The sequence below is a fragment of the Bacillus sp. LL01 genome (assembly GCF_001037965.1).
In genome coordinates this window covers 124,335-143,575 of the sequence record NZ_LFEL01000004.1, presented here as the reverse complement: position 1 = coordinate 143,575, position 19,241 = coordinate 124,335, and the positions used below count along the sequence as shown (strand labels likewise).

At 42.0% G+C, this 19,241-nt stretch carries 15 protein-coding genes and 1 pseudogene; 10 read left to right on the top strand and 6 right to left on the bottom strand.

The window, feature by feature from the left end; all coding sequences use genetic code 11:
• Positions 1 to 7: 7 nt before the first annotated feature.
• Positions 8 to 385: a DUF3899 domain-containing protein gene (locus tag AB685_RS29750; RefSeq protein ID WP_053073808.1), complete on the bottom strand. Its 378-nt coding sequence runs from the start codon at positions 383 to 385 to the stop codon at positions 8 to 10.
• A gap of 332 nt (positions 386 to 717) precedes the next feature.
• Here AB685_RS29750 and AB685_RS13270 point away from each other — a divergent pair, with 332 nt between their 5' ends.
• The 6 genes from AB685_RS13270 to AB685_RS13245 all read left to right on the top strand — a co-directional run bounded on the left by AB685_RS13270 (position 718) and on the right by AB685_RS13245 (position 7,949).
• Positions 718 to 2,406 carry a peptide ABC transporter substrate-binding protein gene (locus AB685_RS13270; RefSeq protein WP_047971086.1) on the top strand — a complete coding sequence of 563 codons (1,689 nt, stop codon included), beginning with the start codon at positions 718 to 720 and terminating at the stop codon, positions 2,404 to 2,406.
• A gap of 151 nt (positions 2,407 to 2,557) precedes the next feature.
• Entirely contained in the window at positions 2,558 to 3,487 is a 930-nt protein-coding gene (opp3b, locus tag AB685_RS13265) for an oligopeptide ABC transporter permease (protein ID WP_047971085.1), read from the top strand.
• On the top strand, positions 3,487 to 4,497 hold the full coding sequence (gene opp3C, locus AB685_RS13260; RefSeq protein WP_047971084.1) for an oligopeptide ABC transporter permease: 1,011 nt from the start codon (positions 3,487 to 3,489) through the stop codon (positions 4,495 to 4,497). The genes opp3b and opp3C overlap by 1 nt, the downstream gene beginning before the upstream one ends.
• A 22-nt stretch (positions 4,498 to 4,519) precedes the next feature.
• Complete coding sequence (locus AB685_RS13255) at positions 4,520 to 5,587, top strand: ABC transporter ATP-binding protein (RefSeq protein ID WP_047971083.1); 1,068 nt, start codon at positions 4,520 to 4,522, stop codon at positions 5,585 to 5,587.
• 1 nt (position 5,588) lies between these two features.
• Positions 5,589 to 6,533, top strand: a complete 945-nt coding sequence (locus tag AB685_RS13250) for an ATP-binding cassette domain-containing protein (protein WP_047971082.1) — start codon at positions 5,589 to 5,591, stop codon at positions 6,531 to 6,533.
• Between the two features lie 204 nt (positions 6,534 to 6,737).
• Positions 6,738 to 7,949, top strand: coding sequence for a putative glycoside hydrolase (locus AB685_RS13245; RefSeq protein ID WP_053073807.1), 1,212 nt, complete (start codon positions 6,738 to 6,740; stop codon positions 7,947 to 7,949).
• A gap of 42 nt (positions 7,950 to 7,991) precedes the next feature.
• Here AB685_RS13245 and AB685_RS13240 read toward each other — a convergent pair whose 3' ends face one another.
• Entirely contained in the window at positions 7,992 to 8,177 is a 186-nt protein-coding gene (locus AB685_RS13240; protein ID WP_047971081.1) for a hypothetical protein, read from the bottom strand.
• Positions 8,178 to 8,345: 168 nt separating this feature from the next.
• On the opposite strand from AB685_RS13240, the gene AB685_RS13235 reads away from it, so the two are divergent.
• A complete protein-coding gene (locus AB685_RS13235; RefSeq protein ID WP_047971080.1) occupies positions 8,346 to 8,921 on the top strand; it encodes a GNAT family N-acetyltransferase in 576 nt (191 codons plus the stop codon).
• Positions 8,922 to 9,207: 286 nt separating this feature from the next.
• Here the strand turns inward: AB685_RS13235 and AB685_RS13230 are convergent, their stop codons facing one another.
• Genes AB685_RS13230 through AB685_RS13220 form a run of 3 tightly spaced genes read right to left on the bottom strand, consistent with a single transcriptional unit; the run spans position 9,208 to position 14,259 of the window.
• Positions 9,208 to 9,936, bottom strand: a complete 729-nt coding sequence (locus AB685_RS13230; protein WP_047971079.1) for a GDSL-type esterase/lipase family protein — start codon at positions 9,934 to 9,936, stop codon at positions 9,208 to 9,210.
• Positions 9,937 to 9,960: 24 nt separating this feature from the next.
• Positions 9,961 to 13,029 (bottom strand): efflux RND transporter permease subunit, encoded by a 3,069-nt coding sequence (locus AB685_RS13225; RefSeq protein WP_047971078.1) that lies wholly within the window; start codon positions 13,027 to 13,029, stop codon positions 9,961 to 9,963.
• Between the two features lie 9 nt (positions 13,030 to 13,038).
• Complete coding sequence (locus tag AB685_RS13220) at positions 13,039 to 14,259, bottom strand: efflux RND transporter periplasmic adaptor subunit (RefSeq protein WP_047971077.1); 1,221 nt, start codon at positions 14,257 to 14,259, stop codon at positions 13,039 to 13,041.
• A gap of 543 nt (positions 14,260 to 14,802) precedes the next feature.
• Between AB685_RS13220 and spxA the strand changes: the two genes are divergently transcribed.
• A complete protein-coding gene (gene spxA / locus AB685_RS13215) occupies positions 14,803 to 15,201 on the top strand; it encodes a transcriptional regulator SpxA (RefSeq protein WP_047971076.1) in 399 nt (132 codons plus the stop codon).
• Positions 15,202 to 15,572: 371 nt separating this feature from the next.
• On the opposite strand, the pseudogene AB685_RS13210 reads toward spxA, so the two are convergent.
• Positions 15,573 to 16,129: pseudogene (locus AB685_RS13210) on the bottom strand (TerC family protein); the annotation flags it as partial.
• 557 nt (positions 16,130 to 16,686) lie between these two features.
• On the opposite strand from AB685_RS13210, the gene mecA reads away from it, so the two are divergent.
• On the top strand, positions 16,687 to 17,379 hold the full coding sequence (mecA, locus tag AB685_RS13205; RefSeq protein WP_047971075.1) for an adaptor protein MecA: 693 nt from the start codon (positions 16,687 to 16,689) through the stop codon (positions 17,377 to 17,379).
• 100 nt (positions 17,380 to 17,479) lie between these two features.
• A complete protein-coding gene (cls, locus tag AB685_RS13200) occupies positions 17,480 to 18,991 on the top strand; it encodes a cardiolipin synthase (protein ID WP_047971074.1) in 1,512 nt (503 codons plus the stop codon).
• Positions 18,992 to 19,241: the final 250 nt, after the last annotated feature.

Here is a 19,241-nt window from a genome sequence, read left to right as displayed (position 1 = left end):
GAAAATATCAACTACTGTAGTACACAAAAAGTGAACCTAGCATGCAAAGAAATAACAGTAAAGAAGCCATTAGCATCGGCTGTGTAGAAAGGGGCTGCAATAATTCCGATGGCGGACGCATTTCATTTCTGATATCGTGCTCAAGTTGTTTATCTGCTTGACTGGATGCAAAAATTCTCCGGAAACTGTATGTAATCCCATCGAAGAACCCCTTTTGCGTTACAAGCGTCAACAATGACAGGAAAATGAGAATGCTTGAATATAAGAAAGAAGTATTAATGAATGTGAGAAGTGAAATATCCCCATAATACAAATAGCTAGTGATTAATGTAACACCAAAAAGAACGCAGAAAAATATAAGTGTAATCTTAAAAGAAATGTTCATAGTTCCTCCTATAAAAAAAGTCTCTAAAATGTATTGTAATGAAATGAATAGAATAAGACAAATTTAAAGAAACTATAAAAGGAATTACTTGTAAATACACTCTGACAAATTATTGTAATGATTGTAAATGAATTGTAATATTTGTTCAATAATCCGCAAAAATATCATAGGTCTTTAGGACTATTTTTGTAATGAAAGTACTTGAAATATCAGTATTTTGTAAAATTGGCGTTAAAATTATGAATGCACAATGTTTAGAAAACTTGTATAATAAAAACCGTTACCTCGAAACATAACAAATTTCGACATAATATTCTTAGGGGGTTAAGTAAATGAAAAAGTCAAAATATTTACTTCTTTTAGCGCTTACACTTGTACTTAGTGCTTTCTTAGCTGCATGTGGTGGCGGGAATTCTGCGCAAAACAATGCTGGACAAGGTGATGAGCTACCTGCAGGTGAAGGAGAACCATCAGGTCCACAAGTACTTAACGTAGTAGATTCTGCAGAAATTCCTACAATGGATTCTGTCCAAGGTACAGATGCAGTTGCGTTCAACGTAATGAATAACGTTTTTGAAGGTCTTTACAGACTAGGAGAAAATGACGAAGTAGTAGAAGGTGTTGCGAAAAGTCACGAGGCATCCGAAGACGGTCTTACTTATACATTTACTTTACGTGAAGATTCTGTTTGGTCTAATGGTGAGCCGGTAACTGCAAACGATTTCGTATTTGCATGGCAGCGTGCGGTAGATCCTAACTCAGGTTCTGAGTATGGTCCATACATGATGAATGGTAAAATCAAGAACGCTACTCAAGTTTCAGAAGGTGAATTACCACTAGAAGAGCTTGGAGTAAAGGCACTTGATGATTACACACTAGAGGTAACACTTGAGCAACCTGTTGCTTACTTTGAATCTTTAATGACATTCCCGACGTTCTTCCCACAAAACCAGAAGTTTTTTGAAGAACAAGGTGACAAATATGCACTAGAATCAGACACTTTAATCTACAATGGTCCATTCACATTAGACAGCTGGGAGCATGAAGTAGGCTGGACAATGAAAAAGAATGCAGACTATTGGGATGCTAATACAGTTAAATTAGATGAAATCAATGTAAAAGTGGTTAAAGAAGTTTCCACTGGTGTCAACTTATACACAGCTCAACAAATCGATATCTCTCCTGGATTGACTTCTGATTTTGTAACACAGTACAAGGAAGATCCGGACATGATTTCTTACTTGGAGCCAACAATTTTCTGGTTCAAATTCAACCAGACGAAAAACGAAGCTTTAGCAAATGTTGATATCCGTAAAGCAATTTCTATGGGCTTCAATAAGCAAGATATGGCTGATTACGTATTGAACAATGGTTCTATTCCAGCTAACTATTCAGTACCGGTTGAATTCGTTCAACACCCTGAAACTGGTGAAGATTTCCGCGAAAAAAATGGAGATTTCAACGCTTTTGATGCTGAAAAAGCAAAAGAGCATTGGGAAAAAGGTCTAGAAGCATTAGGAACAGATTCCGTTACCATCGAGATTCTTGGTGGAGATACAGAAACTGCTAAAACTATGCAAGAATATCTTCAAAACCAGTTACAAGAAAACCTGCCTGGTTTAACGATCAAATTGAAAGAAGTACCATTTGCTCAGCGTCTTGACTTGGATTCAGCTATGGACTATGACATGCAGCTTGCTGGATGGGGTCCTGACTATCTTGATGCAATCTCTTTCTCCAACCTTTGGATTACTGATGGAGGAAACAACAAGATGGGCTACTCCAACGAAGAGTATGACAAACTGTTGAATGACGTAATGACTACGTATGCCAATGATCCTGTAGAACGTTTTGAAGCGATGCAAGAAGCAGAAAGAATCTTACTTGAAGAGGACGCTGCGATTGCACCGATCTATCAACGCGGTACAACAAGACTTTGGAAGCCTTATGTACAAAATGTTTACCGTCATAACTTCGGTCCTGACTTCAGTTACAAATGGGCTTATATCAGCGGTAAATAATATTATATCGATATAAAAATATTTCTTTTAAAATGGAGAGAAAGAGAGTATATTTGAAAATATATACTCTCTTTTTCCCTGTAATGTAATTGTCGAATTTTAGGGAAAATTATAAATAATTCGACGCATTATTTTTCTAGGAGGTGCAGAAATGACAAAGTATTTGTTGCAACGTATCTTATACATGTTTATCACCTTATTCTTAATTGCCTCATTTACATTCTTCTTAATGAAAATGATGCCAGGTTCCCCATTTACGATGCAGGATAAACTGTCAGAAGCACAACAAGCAATTCTAAATGCAAAATATGGTCTTGATGATCCAGTGCCTGTACAATATGCGAAATATATTATTAGTCTTGCACAAGGAGATCTTGGTATTTCATTTCAATATGACAACAGAAGTGTTACCGATTTGATTATGCAACGTATTGGCCCCTCAGCTCAATTAGGTTTCCAAGCGATGTTCTTCGGTACCATTATTGGAATATTCTTAGGGGTTATTGCTGCATTGAGACAAAATACGTGGGTGGACTATGGTTCCACGATCATGGCGGTACTTGGTAAATCCATTCCTTCCTTTGTCTTCGCAGGATTATTACAATATTGGGTCGGAGTAAAACTTGGTTGGTTCCCTGTGGCGTTTTGGTCAGGCTGGGAATTTACGGTGTTGCCTACCATCGCGCTTGCTATGTTCCCGATTGCCATTGCCGCTCGTTTCATGCGTACGGAAATGATTGAAGTTCTAGGTTCCGACTATATTACTTTGGCACGAGCAAAAGGTGCTTCAAATTATGACATTGCAGTAAAACATGCATTAAGAAATGCATTGATTCCAGTAGTGACGGTTCTTGGACCGTTAGCAGTAAGTTTGATGACAGGAACCCTTGTAATCGAGAAAATCTTCTCCATTCCTGGTCTTGGAGAGCAGTTTGTCCGTTCCATTACTACAAACGATTATCCGGTTATCATGGGAACAACATTGTTCTTTGCGGCATTGTTCATTGTCATCGTTCTTGTAGTTGATATTCTTTATGGAATTATCGACCCGCGTATTCGCTTGGCAGGAGGTAAGAAATAATGAATAACAACAATTTTGATAAGCTGCCAAAGGAGTTATTCCAACCGGCGGCACAAGACCCAAATAAAAGTGAAAAGATTGCAAAACCAAGTCTTACCTATTGGCAAACTGCTTGGCTTCGCATCAAGAAAAACAAAGCAGCCATCGCAGGTTCTATCATTCTAATCGTAATAGCATTCTTGGCAATCTTTGGTCCTTTCATGAACGACCACGGATTCAATACCCAGAATGTAACTCAAGGTAATTTGCCTCCAAAGGTCCAAGGTATTGAAAACCTGGGTATCTTGGATGGAACGAGAAAAGGTGTAGACGTTTACGAACAGCGTGGCGTAACTGATTACTATTGGTTCGGTACAGACAGCCTTGGCCGTGACTTGTGGACACGTGTCTGGACAGGTACACGAATTTCCTTATATATTGCTTTACTTGCAGCATTCATTGATATGGTGGTCGGAGTAGCCTATGGCGGTATTTCCGGATTCTACGGTGGACGTACAGATAACATCATGCAGCGTATCATCGAAGTATTAGTTGGTATCCCTAACCTTGTTATCGTAATTTTAATGATTCTCGTATTGGAACCGGGGATAATCGCCATTACCATCGCCTTGACCATAACCGGTTGGGTCGGAATGGCCAGGGTCGTACGGGGACAGGTTCTGAAGCTTAAGAGTCAGGAATATGTCCTCGCATCCAAGACACTAGGTTCAACGAATAACCGAATCATTACAAAACACTTATTGCCGAACGTAGTTGGAGTAGTCATCATCAATACAATGTTCACGATTCCAAGTGCCATTTTCTTCGAGGCTTTCCTGAGCTTCATCGGTTTAGGACTCAAACCGCCAATGGCTTCTCTTGGTACATTGATAGATGACGGGTTCAAATCCTTGCAGATCTTCCCGCACATCATGGTATTCCCAGCAGTTATCATCAGTTTATTGATGATTGCATTTAACCTTGTTGCAGACGGATTCCGTGATGCATTAGATCCTAAAATGAAAGACTAGTTATAAAGGTAGGTGAATGACAGTGGAAAAAATTCTTGAAGTGAATAACTTACATGTTTCTTTTGATACATTCGGAGGAGAAGTGAAAGCCATCCGTGGCGTGAGCTTCGACTTAAAAAAAGGTGAAACCCTTGCAATTGTAGGGGAGTCAGGTTCAGGGAAGTCCGTTACAACCAAAACGGTGATGCATTTATTACCAAAGAACAACTCTAACATTAAGCAAGGGGAAATCCTATTTGATGGCAAAGATCTTGCGAAGCTTTCCGAAAAGGAAATGCAGGGCATCCGTGGAAAAGAAATCGCGATGATTTTCCAGGATCCGATGACTTCCTTGAATCCGACTATGACAGTTGGAAAACAAATCATGGAAGGGATCATCAAGCACCAAAAGCTGAGTAAAAGCGCCGCTGCAGAGAAAGCGATCGACTTGCTCCGTCTTGTTGGAATACCGATGCCGGAAGAGCGTTTTAAACAATATCCTCACCAATTCTCAGGTGGTATGAGACAGAGGGTGGTTATCGCAATTTCTCTGGCTTGTAACCCTAAGGTATTGATTGCAGATGAGCCGACCACTGCACTTGATGTTACCATTCAGGCACAGATCCTTGACTTGATGAAGGACCTTCAACAAAAAATTGATACGTCTATCATCTTCATCACGCATGATCTTGGTGTTGTAGCAAATGTTGCAGACAGGGTAGCTGTCATGTATGGAGGGCAAATCATTGAGATGGGAACAGTAGACGAAATCTTCTACGATCCGCGCCACCCATATACATGGGGATTGTTGAGCTCCATGCCGGACCTTGAGCTTGGAGATGCGGTTGATCTATATGCAATTCCAGGTTCTCCACCGGACTTATCAGATCCACCCAAAGGTGATGCGTTTGCGCCACGTAATGAATTTGCGATGCAAATCGACTTGGAAATGGAACCCCCAATGTTCCAGATCTCCAAAACTCACTTTGCAAAAACTTGGCTGTTACATGAAGATGCACCGGCTGTAGAGCCTCCTTTGGCAGTGCAGAAGCGTCGTCGCAACATGCCACACAACTTCGATAAGCCTGTTATGGTAAAGGAAGGTGAGTAACATGGCAACCAATGAAAAATTATTGGAAATTCGTAACCTGAAGCAATATTTCAACGAAGGCAAACCGAATATGGTAAAAGCCGTAGATGGCTTGAACTTTGACATCTATCGTGGTGAAACACTTGGACTGGTTGGAGAATCCGGGTGCGGGAAATCCACTACAGGGCGTACTATCATCCGCCTGTATGACGCAACTGATGGAGAGGTTCTTTTTGAGGGTGAAGATGTTCACGGCAAAAAGTCCAAAAAAGAGTTGCTGAAATTTAACCGCAAGATGCAGATGATATTCCAAGATCCATCCGCATCTTTAAATCCACGTATGACCGTTGCTGACTGCATCGCAGAAGGTATCGACATCCATGGATTGGCCAAGACAAAAAAAGAACGTCTTGCTCGTGTACATGAACTGCTAGAAACAGTTGGTCTGAACAAAGAGCATGCAAATCGCTATCCACACGAATTCAGTGGCGGTCAGCGTCAACGTATCGGAATTGCCCGTGCCCTTGCTGTGGAACCGGACTTTATCATTGCCGATGAGCCGATCTCCGCCCTGGACGTTTCTATCCAGGCACAAGTTGTAAACTTGATGAAAAAGCTTCAAAAGGAAAAAGGGCTGACATATCTGTTCATCGCCCATGACCTTTCGATGGTAAAATACATTTCCGACCGCATCGGAGTAATGTATTTCGGGAAAATCGTCGAGCTTGCCGCCAGTGACGAGCTTTACAATAACCCGATCCACCCATATACTAAATCATTGCTATCAGCGATTCCGCAGCCGGATCCTGACTCTGAGCGCACCCGTAAGCGTTTTGCTTATGACCCAGCTTCTCATGGCTATGCCAAAGACGAAGTGCCTGAGTTACGCGAAGTGAAGCCTGGACATTTTGTACTGTGTTCAGAAGCGGAGTATAAAAGATATCAAGTTGAATATGCAGGGAAGTAATTTTATTACTTTTTTGCCAGCCGATCCTCACAAGTGTGGGGGTCGTTTTTTTACTGAGTCCGATAAGTGATAGCAATCAACACGACTCTAGTACTCTCGGATTATTTTGCAGGAATTTTGCAGGAATTTGTTGAAATAGGTAAAAAGACAACGATTTTCCAGTATAATAGAAGTAACACATAAGAGAAGGGATTTTGAAATGGAATGATAAATAAAATGATCGGTGGTCTGGTTGCTGCAGTCGGGATACTCGCTTTTAGTGGTACACTTGCTCAAGCAGATGAAGAAGTAATGGAAGCGGCTAAGCATGCTACAAAGAAAGTGGAATTGGAAGCGCGTGAACTGCCTGTTTCTATGGCAAGATTCGCTTTTGATTCAGGCTATACTTTTGCATACCCTGATGCTGTCAGAGGTATTTATGTAACGGGGCATTCTGCAGGGGGAGAAAGATTCCCACGCTTATTGGATCTATTGGGAAAAACGGATCTGAACGCAATGGTTATTGATATTAAGGATGATCATGGATACTTAACGTACATACCGAAAGAAGAAGATTCCCCATTCATGGATATTGCCCAGCCATATATCAAAGATCCCGCAGATATGATGAAGACCTTAGAAGAAAAAGAAGTGTACCCGATTGGTAGAATCGTAGTTTTCAAGGATTCTGTTCTAGCGAAAGAACGACCGGACTTATCATTTCAGGAAAACGGAAAGGTATGGGTGAACGGGCGTGGAGAGGCTTTTGTGAATCCTTTTCTAAAGGAAGTTTGGGATTACAATATTGATATAGCAATCGAGGCGGCGAAAATGGGCTTCCAGGAAATTCAGTTTGACTATGTCCGTTTCCCGGAAGGCTTTGAAAAGAGAGACACTTCCCTTGAATACGGGTATGGTGAATACAAAGATATGGACTTGGACAATGTTCAAAAGAGAGTTGAATCGGTAACGGATTTTGTGGAATATGCTAGAGAAAGACTTGAGCCATATAATGTACAGGTATCAGTGGATATCTTCGGCTATACGGCAACATTACCGGAAGCACCGGGAATCGGTCAGAACTTCAGCCGCATTTCCGAGCACGTAGATGTTATTTCTTCGATGATTTATCCAAGTCACTGGACATCTTATTTTGGTATAGCAAAACCTGATACAGAACCTTATGAGCTTATTGCGGAGTACTCGAAGCTTGAAAATGCCAAGCTAGATGAATTGGAAAACAGACCGGTTTCAAGACCTTGGATTCAAGATTTCACGGCTACTTGGCTTGGTGCGGGTAATTATATCCCTTACGGCCCGAAGGAAGTGGAAGATCAGATTCGCGCTCTGAACGAAAATGGAATAGATGAATATTTGATATGGAACGCTGGTAACAACTATACAGAAGGCCTTGATTTTACACCATTGAATGACTAGAATCATTCAGAAAAAGCTGCCGAGCGCCCGGCAGCTTTTTTGTTATTTATTTTTTCCTCCGACACTTTTCCATCCTGCTTGCATGCTTGCTGATTTATCAAAGCTTTCAGAACCTTTTTTTCTGCCAAAAACCTTTTCCCCAATACCATTTGTCAATACTCCCATTACAGCGGTAATACCGATCACCAATATGGCTACGATAGTGAAATCAATGAAATATTCAATCAAACCATACATCCCCTTTATAGTATGTAATCGTATACAAAAATCTCTTATGTTTCTATTGTAGGCTATGTTTAGGAGAAAAGGAAGAGGGTATATTAACAGTGAGGTCTGTTCAAGTCTGTTATACTTGACATGTACATATATATATCGAAAGGGGAGTCAATTAACAGAATGAATTGGTATGAAAAATTGAATCAGTATTTTCCAGTAGAAGAAATGAAATCGAGGGAGCACATGGAGCTTCTTTTAAAAGAAAAAGGGGATATCTACCATAAGGATGAGGGGGAGCACCATGTGCTGATGTATGTGGAACTCGAAAACTTTATTTTTATTGATTACCTGTTTGTTTCAAAAGATGCTAGAGGGTTGGGTCTTGGGCATAAGCTGTTGGACAAAATGAAAGAAAAAGGGAAGGCAATCATTTTAGAGGTCGAGCCTGTCGACTATGATGATACCGACACAGAAAAACGACTCCGTTTCTATAAAAGAGAGGGGTTTGAACATGCTTCTTCCATCGGCTACAGACGTCGTTCCATTGCTACAAATGAAGTGAATCCAATGGAGATCCTTTACTGGTCCCCAACGGATGCAGGAGAAGAGGCAATCTATGAAGGTATGAAAGCTACATATGAACAGATTCATACATATAAGGATAAAGAACTGTACGGTGAATCCTATGACAAAGTGGACAAGGTATTAACCTATGATGAAGATGATGGCAATGAGGATATATTGTCGAAACTGTAAACTGATGCACCTTGGACTAATAAAAGACTCCGCCTGGAATGGAAGCGATATGCTATCATTCCGGGCGGAGTTTTCTTATTTTAAGAATATGAAGGTATATAATCCGGTTGATTTCCGTTCCAGGCGCTTCGCTTGCCTGCGGGCGGTCCGTGAGCCTCCTCACTACGTTGCGGGGTCTCACTTGTCCCTTCCTCCCGCGGGCGTCTGCGCGCCTTCCACTCCAATCAACAAGGTAATTTCATTCATCTAAAAGTTAACGAAAAACTATTAAATTGAGCTTTTTTTATTACGGGCTGTTTTCGTAGGCTGCTTTCATCAACCGAACAATCTCGGAATAGCCTTTATCATTAGGATGGATGTCCTCTTTTGCGATATGTGTCCATTCCAAAGCTTTACCATTGAATGCTTCATAAGGGTCAATCACCAGTGTCTTTTCGTCATCCGCATACTCCTCGATAAAGCCGTTAAACAATGGGGCGTACTTTGCACCAAGATCAGTAAGTTCATGGTCCTCAGGATAGGGATTATACAGACCTAAAAGGATAATGGTTGCATCAGGGTTCAGGTCCCTTAGCAGCTTGTAGGTTTCTTGATAGGTCCTCTTCAGAATCTCCATTCGCAGGTTCAGTGCCGATTCATCTTCAGCCTCCGGTACAGAGCGGATGGTCTGAAGAAAGTCATTGCCTCCAATGGAAACAGATATGACTCCAGCTGTTTTTAAACGGTTTTGCAATGCTTCATCCGCAGTCAGCAGTGCAAGCAGTCCGGTTGAAGAAAGCCCTGGTATTCCATAATTCTCAACTGTGACATTGTGTTCGCCACGCAAGTATTTCGTGAATTGAGGTACAAAGCCGTGAATGCGCAAATGATTTTCTTCAGATGAGCCAAGCCCTGCAGTCAATGAATCCCCTATGGCAATGTACGTAATCTGCCTAGGGGACTCCGCAATCACGGGAGGATAGATAAGAAAGCTAGAAACAAGCAGCGCTATAACCAAACTCCATTTTTTCAGCATGTTCTTCATCCTCTCCCTGATTAGTTATATGTCTAGCTTCTCCAACTTCTTCAGCCTTCTCTTTTCCTTATACGTATCAAACAGATAGTAAACGACCGGTATCAATATCAACGTGATGATGGTCGCAAAGCTCAATCCGAATACAATTACAATTGCCATAGGCTGCTGGATTTCCATTCCTTCTCCGAAACCTAGCGTTAATGGAATTAATCCCAGTATGGTAGTAAGGGCGGTCATGAAGATCGGTCGCAATCGAGTAGGTCCCGCAATAAGAATTGCTTCCCACGTTGTTTTGCCATCTCGTTTCATCATATTCACATAGTCGACAAACACGATGGCGTTGTTGACGACTATCCCGGTAAGGATAAGCATCCCGACTAGTGAACCGACGCCGAGCGGTTGCCCGGTCACAAGCAGTCCGAAAATAATTCCAATAATCGTCAAAGGCACTGCAAACATGATGATGAATGGATAGAAATAGGATTCAAACTGTCCCGCCATAACCATATAAACCAATACGACTGCCAGAGCCAATGCGCCTCCGAGCTTGAAAAAGGCATCGTTCATCTGCTCATCCTGCCCGCCGATGGTAATTTTATATTGATTGTTCGGAATGTAGATGTTTTCTTTCAATGTTTTTTCGACGTCATTAATGACACTACCGAGGTCGCGATTGACGATGTCGGCATTCACTGTAATTTCACGATTTCGGTTCGTACGGCTTATTTGACTAGGACCTTGTCCTCTTTCAACGGTCGCAACAGCTTGAAGGGGAATGTTCTCCCCAGTCGGTGTATTGATCAGCAACTTTTCCAGTTCCTGAATCGATGCGGTATAAGTGTCTTCGATGGTCAAGCGGACATCTAACTCTGCACCGTCACGAGCCATTCTCGTTGCCACAAGCCCTTTTGTGGCACTAGAGACAGCGGAGGCTATCTGACCACTTCCGATACCGAACTGGCTGGCTTTCACGCGGTCGATATCAACGACGATTTCCGGGTTGCCCTCTGTATAGTTGGAAGAAGGTTCCCGAATTCCTTCTATTTCAGAAAGAAGTACAACTGTTTCGTCCGCCATCGCCTTAAGGGTGGTTAAATCCGGTCCTGTTATGCTTAAGGAAACCGGGTTTTGGGAGAAACCTGAGTCGCCGGAGGAAAGACGGATTTCAGCTCCAGGGATATTTTCAAGCTTTTGTCTGATCTCATCCCCGATTATTTTGTCAGAGCGGCTTCGCTCCGTTACGGGTGTTAAAAGAATACTATAGTTGGCACGATTTGTTTGTGTTCCGGCAGATACCGAGAAATTGTCTGTTCCGCCGACCGTTACAAAAGCAAGGTCGATCTCAGAGATATCACCTAATCTTTCATCGATTTCCTCCATTACATCGTAGGTGGCATCAAGTGAACTGCCATCAGGTAAACGGACGGTCATGGAAATGAAACTCTGGTCCTGCTGTGGCAAGAACTCTTTTCCGATAAACGGAATCCCAATCAAGGAAATCAAGAACAGGATGAAGATGGATGTCACGGTTTTCTTCGGGTTCCTTAACGCTTTCTCCAAAACTGAACGATACCAATTGGTAAAGCCGGTAAACCTCTCTTCAAAACTGGACGTATTTATATTCACTTTTAATAGAAGAGAAGAGAACAAAGGCACAATGATCAGTGCCGTAAACAAAGAGGCAAGTAAAGAAAATGACACGACAAGCGCCAATGGCTTGAACAATTGTGCAGCCAATCCGTCCACAAATACGATTGGCAGAAACACGATAACGGTTGTAAGTGTCGACGCGATAATGGCAGGTCCGACTTCACTTGTTCCTTCAATTGCGGCATCCTTCATGGAATAGCCTTTTTGCCGCAATCGATAAATATTTTCGAGAATAACAATGGCGTTGTCCACCATCATACCGATTCCCAGCGCAAGACCACCCAATGTCAACAGATTCAAAGTCTGCCCACTGAAATACATGAAGATGAACGTGGCGACAATGGAAACCGGGATGGAGAATAAGATAATTAACGTACTTCGTATGTTCCTTAAAAAGAAAAACAATACAAGAGCTGCCAACAGACTACCGACAATCATGTTGGTTGCCACTGCTCGTATGGATTTTTCTATGAATTCACTTTGGTCGAATATCGGCTTGATTTCAACACCGGCAGGTAAAGTTTTTCTGATTTCCTCCAGCTTCTTTTCAATGTCATTGGCAACCGTTACGGTGTTGCTCCCGGACTGCTTAAGGATGGACATCCCGACAGCAGGTTCCCCGTTCAGGTAACTGAGCTGGGTGGTCGGCTGCAAGGTCTCCTTCATTTCACCAAGCTGATCCAGTTGAATAACACCTTTGGAGGTGGGGATCGGGAGGGTCTGAATATCAAAGATAGATTTGTATTCGCCGGTTATCCTAATCGGAAGGTTCTGATTCTGGTCTGTCAGGGAACCACCTGGCAGATTCAAGTTTTCAGCAGCAATGATTTGCTGAAGCTGATCAATGGAAACGTCAAATGAAGAAAGGGCGTTCGGGTCCAAGGTGATTCTGACCTCATTTTCGGCACCACCTTCCACCGAGATGGATGCGATACCGTCCACACTGCTCAATTGCGGCTCTATATCCTGCTCTGCCAATTGCTTGGCTTTGGTCATTTCCCCTGAAGGATCGGTGATGGCTAACTGAACAATTGGAAGATCACTTGGGTTGAAACGTAGAACTCTTGGCATATTGGCACCTGGAGGCAGGAAATCGCGTACAGAATCTATGCGCTCCCTCATATCCAAGGAGGCAAAATCCATATTTGTCCCCCAGGTAAAGGAAACGAGAACAAGGGAACCGCCTGTCCGTGAAATGGAAGTGACAGACTCCACATTAGGCAGAGTGCTCATGGCATCCTCAAGAGGGGAAGAGATGAGGTTCTCTATTTCTTCCGGACCCGCTCCCTCATAAGTGGTAGTGACTGCTACAATGGGAAACGTCAGCTCCGGAAACAGATCGACCGGCATTCCTCGCATGCTGACGGCGCCGAGAATTAACATAAGTATGATGACCATTGACATGGCAATGGGACGTAATACGGAAAGCTTGGCAATTTTCATCTAATAGGTTCACTCACTTTGTTCTGATATTTCTGCACCGTCTTTTAATCTTTCTTTTCCGTTTACGGCTACTTTCTGACCTTTGCTTAAACCTTCAATGATCTGCATAAATTCGTTGTCGCGGAAGCCTGTTGTGACATCTTGTCTAACCGCTTTTCCTTCTTTAATCACATACACAAAAGGATTGGTTTCTTCATATAGAATAGCGTCCATCGGAACAACCGTCTGGGCTTCAAGGTTATCAACCGCTACGAATGCGGTTGCTCTCATGCCGCCTTTGATAGATAACTCGGAATTACTGATAGGAATGGTGACAGAGAACATGTTCGTCTGCTGGTTTACTGTAGGCGAAACGGTTTCAATTTTTGATTCAAACGTATCTGAGAGTCCTTCAAAAGAAATCGTCGCATCCTGTCCGGTCTTCAGCTTACTTACCTGGTAGCTGTTCACCTGGAAGGTCGCTGCGATTGTTTCCAATTGAATAACGGTTCCAATTGGAACATTAGGGGAGGCGATACCATCCTCAACAACGTTCAGTTCTGAAACCATTCCATCTATCGGGCTCGTAATGGAAGTGGCATCCGCCATTTGTTGCGCCTGTTTCAGACCTTGGCGGGCCTGGTTCAACTGCGCTTCCATTTCCATCGTATTAAAAGAAGGCATCTGCTGGAGCTGACTCGCTGCGTTCGCAAGCTGCGCCTGTTTCACCATGACATCTACCGTACTTTGCACCAAATCAAGGGAAGTGACAGCGCCTGTATCCACACCATCCAAAAGTGCTTGAGATTTTTCTAAACTTTGGTTTAATTCTTCCTGCAACTTGGGTATATCAGATAAAGAGGCCTGATTTTCAGCTGCCTCTTGCATTTCTTTCATTTTTGATAGGGCATTTTCGAGTTCTGTCACTGCACTTTGAGCTTGAGTTACCTGCTCGGTAGCAGCTTCGGAATCCAATGAAACAATGATATCGCCCTTTTTGACTATATCACCAATTTTCACATGAACAGATTCAACGGTAAGGGGGGAAGTAGTTAGGAGTGGTACTTGTGTTTCTGGTACAGCCAGTCCAACCAGTTCAATGGTATCGCTGATGTTCTTTTCTGTAACTTCAGCAACTGTGACCGGGATCTTATTGGACTCTGTATTCTGGCTTGTAATCTCTTTCTGACTGCAAGCGGTTGAAAATAAGAGCACGAACATAGCTGGAAGCAGCCAATATTTTTTCAACATATATCACCTCATACTTATCTTGTCTAAATATAAAACTAACATGTATTACAAACCCTTACAATTCCTAACTATCTAAGGGCATTCGAAACAGTAAAATTGTTACTACTTTGTGAACATGTAAAAAAAGATTGAGAACTAATTTCATTTATATGAAACTTTCAAGTACAAGCAAACGTCTGAATATATATAAGGCCAAATGACGAATGATTTATTAAATTTCCCCTGTAGTTTGAAGTGGAAGAGGTTCGACTCCTGCGGGAGGTAGCGGTAGACTTGAGACCCCGCAACGAAGTGAGGAGGCTCAAGCACCGCCCCGCGGAAAGCGAACTCTCTACAGGAGTTAATGCAGAAAAAGAAAATTTGAACATGTTGTGACAACTTGTCCGACTTTTAAAATACTATACCTTTTTAGTCGGAAATCGTGTATAATAAACAATAGAGATTACTTCTTTATAGTAATTTCAAATTGAGAGCGATTCACAATTAGAACCATTCAGCATGTTCTTTTCGAATAATACTAGATAAAAAAGGAGAGGAAAGTTCATGGTAACCCTATATACATCTCCAAGTTGTACTTCTTGTCGTAAAGCGAAAAATTGGTTAGAAGAACATAACATTCCATATACAGAAAGAAATATTTTCTCAGAATCCTTGTCGATTGATGAGATCAAGCAAATCTTACGAATGACGGAAGACGGAACAGATGAAATCATCTCAACCAGATCTAAAATCTTCCAAAAACTGAATATAAATGTGGAAGCAATGCCACTCCAAGAATTATATTCTGTTATAAAAGAACATCCTGGTCTTTTAAGAAGACCTATCATCATAGACGAAAAACGACTTCAAGTAGGGTACAACGAAGATGAAATCCGCCGCTTCTTACCAAGAAAAGTAAGAACGTTCCAATTAAGAGAAGCCCAGCGATTAGTAAATAGCTAAGAGAACAAAAAACTTCTACATGGAAGACATGTAGAAGTTTTTATTTTTAGCTATGATTGAAACGGAAATTCCAAAATTCATTCAATTCCCCTTATTGATTGCAGTGCAAGGTGAGAGACTCCGGCGGGAGATAGCGGTAGACTTGAGACCCCTGAAGCGTTGTGAGGAGGCTCAAGCACCGCCCCGCGGAAAGCGATCACCTGGAACGAAAATCAATAAGTTGTCGAACAAAATACTAAACTCATTTTTCTAATGTTAGTGTATGATCACCGGGTCTTTAAAGGCATTTTCTTATGTAACCCTGTAAAAACCAACACAGCTAATATAAGTAAATAAGGAAAAAAAATCCGCCACTCACCAGCCGGAAGCATCGTAGAAACCATTGGTTCAAAAATAATCATCTTACCGGCTGTATAGCAAAGAATGCTTGCTCCTAAATAGATAATTATAGGATATTTCTCCATTGCCACTAATATAATCTTACTCCCCCAAATTATTATTGGAATGGAAAATACCAGGCCAATGATCACCAAATAAAAATTACCATGTGCAGCACCGGCAACAGCCATGACATTGTCTATTCCCATTACAACATCGGCAACCACTATTGTCTTGATGGCCACAGCAAGTGAACTGCTACCTTTTACAAGCGTTTCATCCCCCTGGTCGAGGATTAGTTTGACAGCTATATAGATCAACAGCACCCCACCGACAAATTGGAGAAATGGGATGGCCAATAGATAGACTGCACCGATAGTAAGATGATCCTGCAAAGGATGGCCAGGAGTGTCCCGATGACAATTGCTTTGTTCCGATAACGTTCTGGAAGGTTTCTACATGCAAGTGCTATGATAATGGCATTATCTCCTCCCAATACTATATCAATGCCAATGATGATAAGGATGGAAGTAATCAGTTCCAGCTCCACTATATCGCCCCTTCTTGTCCCAGTCATATATAAATATAGTGGGAAAGAGGAGAGAATATGACAGAAGAATTACTTGTGAAAACAGATTGATTAGGCTTTCTGTTCCGTTGGATAGGCATTTTAACGATTTTTGAAAATGTGAGCATTTTTGTTTCCATTCTTCCTTTCTTTATCATAAAATAAAAGTACAAGTATAACACTTTAGTACAATGTGCTTTTTAACTGCTGCGGTCATGGTCCAGCTTTGGACGCTGGGTACTTGAGGTCACAAATCATCTCATCAAGGAGATGGATACAATCTATGTTTTTGCTTAATGGACCGGAACCAACCGCATCTGCTCATTTTTGCATAGTTTTAAGGTTTACTCGCTATGCTAAATGGATAAATTGTAACAATAAGGTATAGAAAATTTGTGGAGGGTCCCTTCCAAGGAAAGACGGAGGAAAATGAGGAGCGGACAATTAGAGACTGACATATCTCAAAGACGAATCAGTCGGGATGTGTTTGGAAAAAGAGCACGCTTATCATTTACCTAATCAGAAGGGAGTTGTTAAGGATGGAAATTGAACGTATAAATGATCATACAGTCAAGTTTTACATTTCATATGGTGATATAGAAGAACGCGGCTTTGACCGTGAGGAGATATGGTATAACCGTGAACGCAGTGAAGAACTGTTCTGGGAAATGATGGATGAAGCGCATGATGAAGAAGACTTCATGGTAGAAGGGCCATTGTGGATCCAAGTTCAAGCACTAGATAAAGGATTGGAAGTTATTGTTACCAGAGCACAATTATCAAAGGATGGCAAAAACTTCGAAGTTCCTGTGTCGGAGGACAAACGAATTGACATACCGGTCGACGAAAGAATCGAGGCTCTTTTGGATCAGCACTTCAACTCTTCCGCGAAGACGGATGAGGCAAAAGAAGATAAGCTGGAAGACGAAAAAGATATGCTTCAGTTTATGGTCCGTTTCAGAGACCTGGAGTATATCATATCTGCCAGTCACCGTTTGCAGCACTTGGAGAATCTAAGTAACCATCTATACTTCTATGAGAAGAACTACTATCTATATGTCGATTTCTCCAGTGAACATTACACGGATGAAGATATTGACAACGTATTAAGTGTATTGTTGGAATTTGGGGAAGAGTCAGCAATCTCCATCCACCGTCTTCAAGAATATGGATCGGAAGTCGCAAAGGACGATGCGATGAAGGAAATGACAAAGCATTTTCCACTTAAATGATGAAAGACCGATTTCACAAAGTTGAAATCGGTTTTTTTCAAATGGAGAATTATTGATAATACAGAGAACTTTCGCTTTTGGATGAGGAGATGAGATTTTTTTGAAAAACACCATTCGGGTTATCGTATTTATTTTAGTTATCGGAGCGGTTCTATTTGCCACTCAAGGTCTTTGGGAAGGCTGGCTTCTAGGGTCCATTTCCTTATTTTTCACCATCTCCGTCGTTTTTATCGCATTCCTTATTTCACTGGAAAACCGTCATCCAACAAGGACGTTGACGTGGCTTGTTGTACTGGGGAGTTTTCCGGTTCTTGGGTTCTTCTTTTACTTGATTTTTGGAAGAAATGTAAGGAAACGCAGACTTTTTCAAAGAAAAGCATTATTGGATAAAGAAGTATTGGAAGAGGTGGAAGGGGCGAGAGAGTACTCTGAGGAAGATATGAGTCTTCTTGATGAAAGCAAGAAAGGCATGTTTCAACTGTCTCAGAATATTGGAAGAAGTCCAATTTCGTTTGAAACAGAAACGGTGGTACTGACGAACGGGAATCAGACGTTCACTAGGATTCTAGAAGAGATAAGCAAGGCGAAGCATCATATTCACTTTGAGTATTATATTGTAAGAGATGATGAAATAGGGACACAAATCAAAGACCTTTTAATTGAAAAAGCAAAAAGCGGGGTGCAAGTGAGGTTCCTCTATGATGCAGTCGGAAGTTTCCAATTGGGCGGTAAATACATAAAGGAACTCCGTGGTGCTGGAGTGGAGATTATCTCCTTTTCACCTGTAACAATTCCAGTATTCAATAATAAAATAAACTTCCGTAATCACCGTAAAATAATTGTGGTAGATGGAGAAGTGGGATTTGTGGGTGGCCTCAACATAGGAGATGAGTATCTAGGTCGTGACGATTATTTTGGATTCTGGAGGGATACACACCTATATGTTAGGGGTGAAGCGGTCAGGACCCTTCAACTGATTTTCCTGCAAGACTGGTACTACGCAACGGACGAATCCCTTCTCACCCCAAGCTATCTGACTCCAAGACCTGCGGTTGAGAAGAAGTATGGCGGAGTCCAGATGATTGCAGGTGGACCGGACCAAGAGTGGGAGGTCATCAAAAGTCTATACTTTTCCATGATTACTTCTGCCCGAAAATCCATTTGGATTGCGTCTCCTTACTTTGTTCCGGATGATGATATTTTTACAGCACTGAAGGTCGCGGCTTTAAGTGGGTTGGATGTAAGGTTGCTCGTACCGAAAAGGCCTGACAAGCGAATTGTCTACTATGCTTCTAGGTCCTACTTTCCGGAGATGATGGAGGCCGGGGTGAAAATATTCCAATATGAAAAAGGTTTTTTGCATAGCAAGGTGGTTATAGTGGATGACCAGGTCGCGTCAATCGGTACGGCCAACATGGATATGAGAAGCTTCCATCTAAATTTTGAGGTGAATGCTTTCCTATACAATACTGATAGCGTAGAGACACTAGTGGCTGATTATGAGCAGGATCTGCATGATGCGAAGCCGATAGCGAAAGAGGTTTATGCAAATCGCCCGTTTTATCAGAAGGTGGTTGAATCGATGGCAAGGTTGGCGTCACCGCTTTTATAGGGCTATTATGAAATGCCGGGTTCCCGGCTTTTTTTTTTTGAGAAAAACTCCATTAAACACCGCTGTTGATTTCCGCGAAAGGCTTCGTTTTCCGCGTGGCGCGGCTGGAGCCTCCTCGGACAAGCCTGGAGGCCACTGAAAAAGTACTGAATTTTAGATCTTGGGTAAACACCGCTGTTGATTTCCGCAAATAGCTTCGCTTTCCGCGGGGCGACCTTGAGCCTCCTCGGGCTGCTGCACTGGACCCTTA

Coding starts and splice junctions, on each gene's coding strand:
- mecA (WP_047971075.1), top strand. CDS start 16,687: ATGGAAATTGAACGTATAAATGATCATACAGTCAAGTTTTACATTTCA.
- spxA (WP_047971076.1), top strand. CDS start 14,803: ATGGTAACCCTATATACATCTCCAAGTTGTACTTCTTGTCGTAAAGCG.
- opp3b (WP_047971085.1), top strand. CDS start 2,558: ATGACAAAGTATTTGTTGCAACGTATCTTATACATGTTTATCACCTTA.
- AB685_RS13235 (WP_047971080.1), top strand. CDS start 8,346: ATGAATTGGTATGAAAAATTGAATCAGTATTTTCCAGTAGAAGAAATG.
- AB685_RS13230 (WP_047971079.1), bottom strand. CDS start 9,936: ATGCTGAAAAAATGGAGTTTGGTTATAGCGCTGCTTGTTTCTAGCTTT.
- AB685_RS13220 (WP_047971077.1), bottom strand. CDS start 14,259: ATGTTGAAAAAATATTGGCTGCTTCCAGCTATGTTCGTGCTCTTATTT.
- opp3C (WP_047971084.1), top strand. CDS start 3,487: ATGAATAACAACAATTTTGATAAGCTGCCAAAGGAGTTATTCCAACCG.
- AB685_RS29750 (WP_053073808.1), bottom strand. CDS start 385: ATGAACATTTCTTTTAAGATTACACTTATATTTTTCTGCGTTCTTTTT.
- AB685_RS13270 (WP_047971086.1), top strand. CDS start 718: ATGAAAAAGTCAAAATATTTACTTCTTTTAGCGCTTACACTTGTACTT.
- AB685_RS13225 (WP_047971078.1), bottom strand. CDS start 13,029: ATGAAAATTGCCAAGCTTTCCGTATTACGTCCCATTGCCATGTCAATG.
- AB685_RS13245 (WP_053073807.1), top strand. CDS start 6,738: ATGATAAATAAAATGATCGGTGGTCTGGTTGCTGCAGTCGGGATACTC.
- AB685_RS13250 (WP_047971082.1), top strand. CDS start 5,589: ATGGCAACCAATGAAAAATTATTGGAAATTCGTAACCTGAAGCAATAT.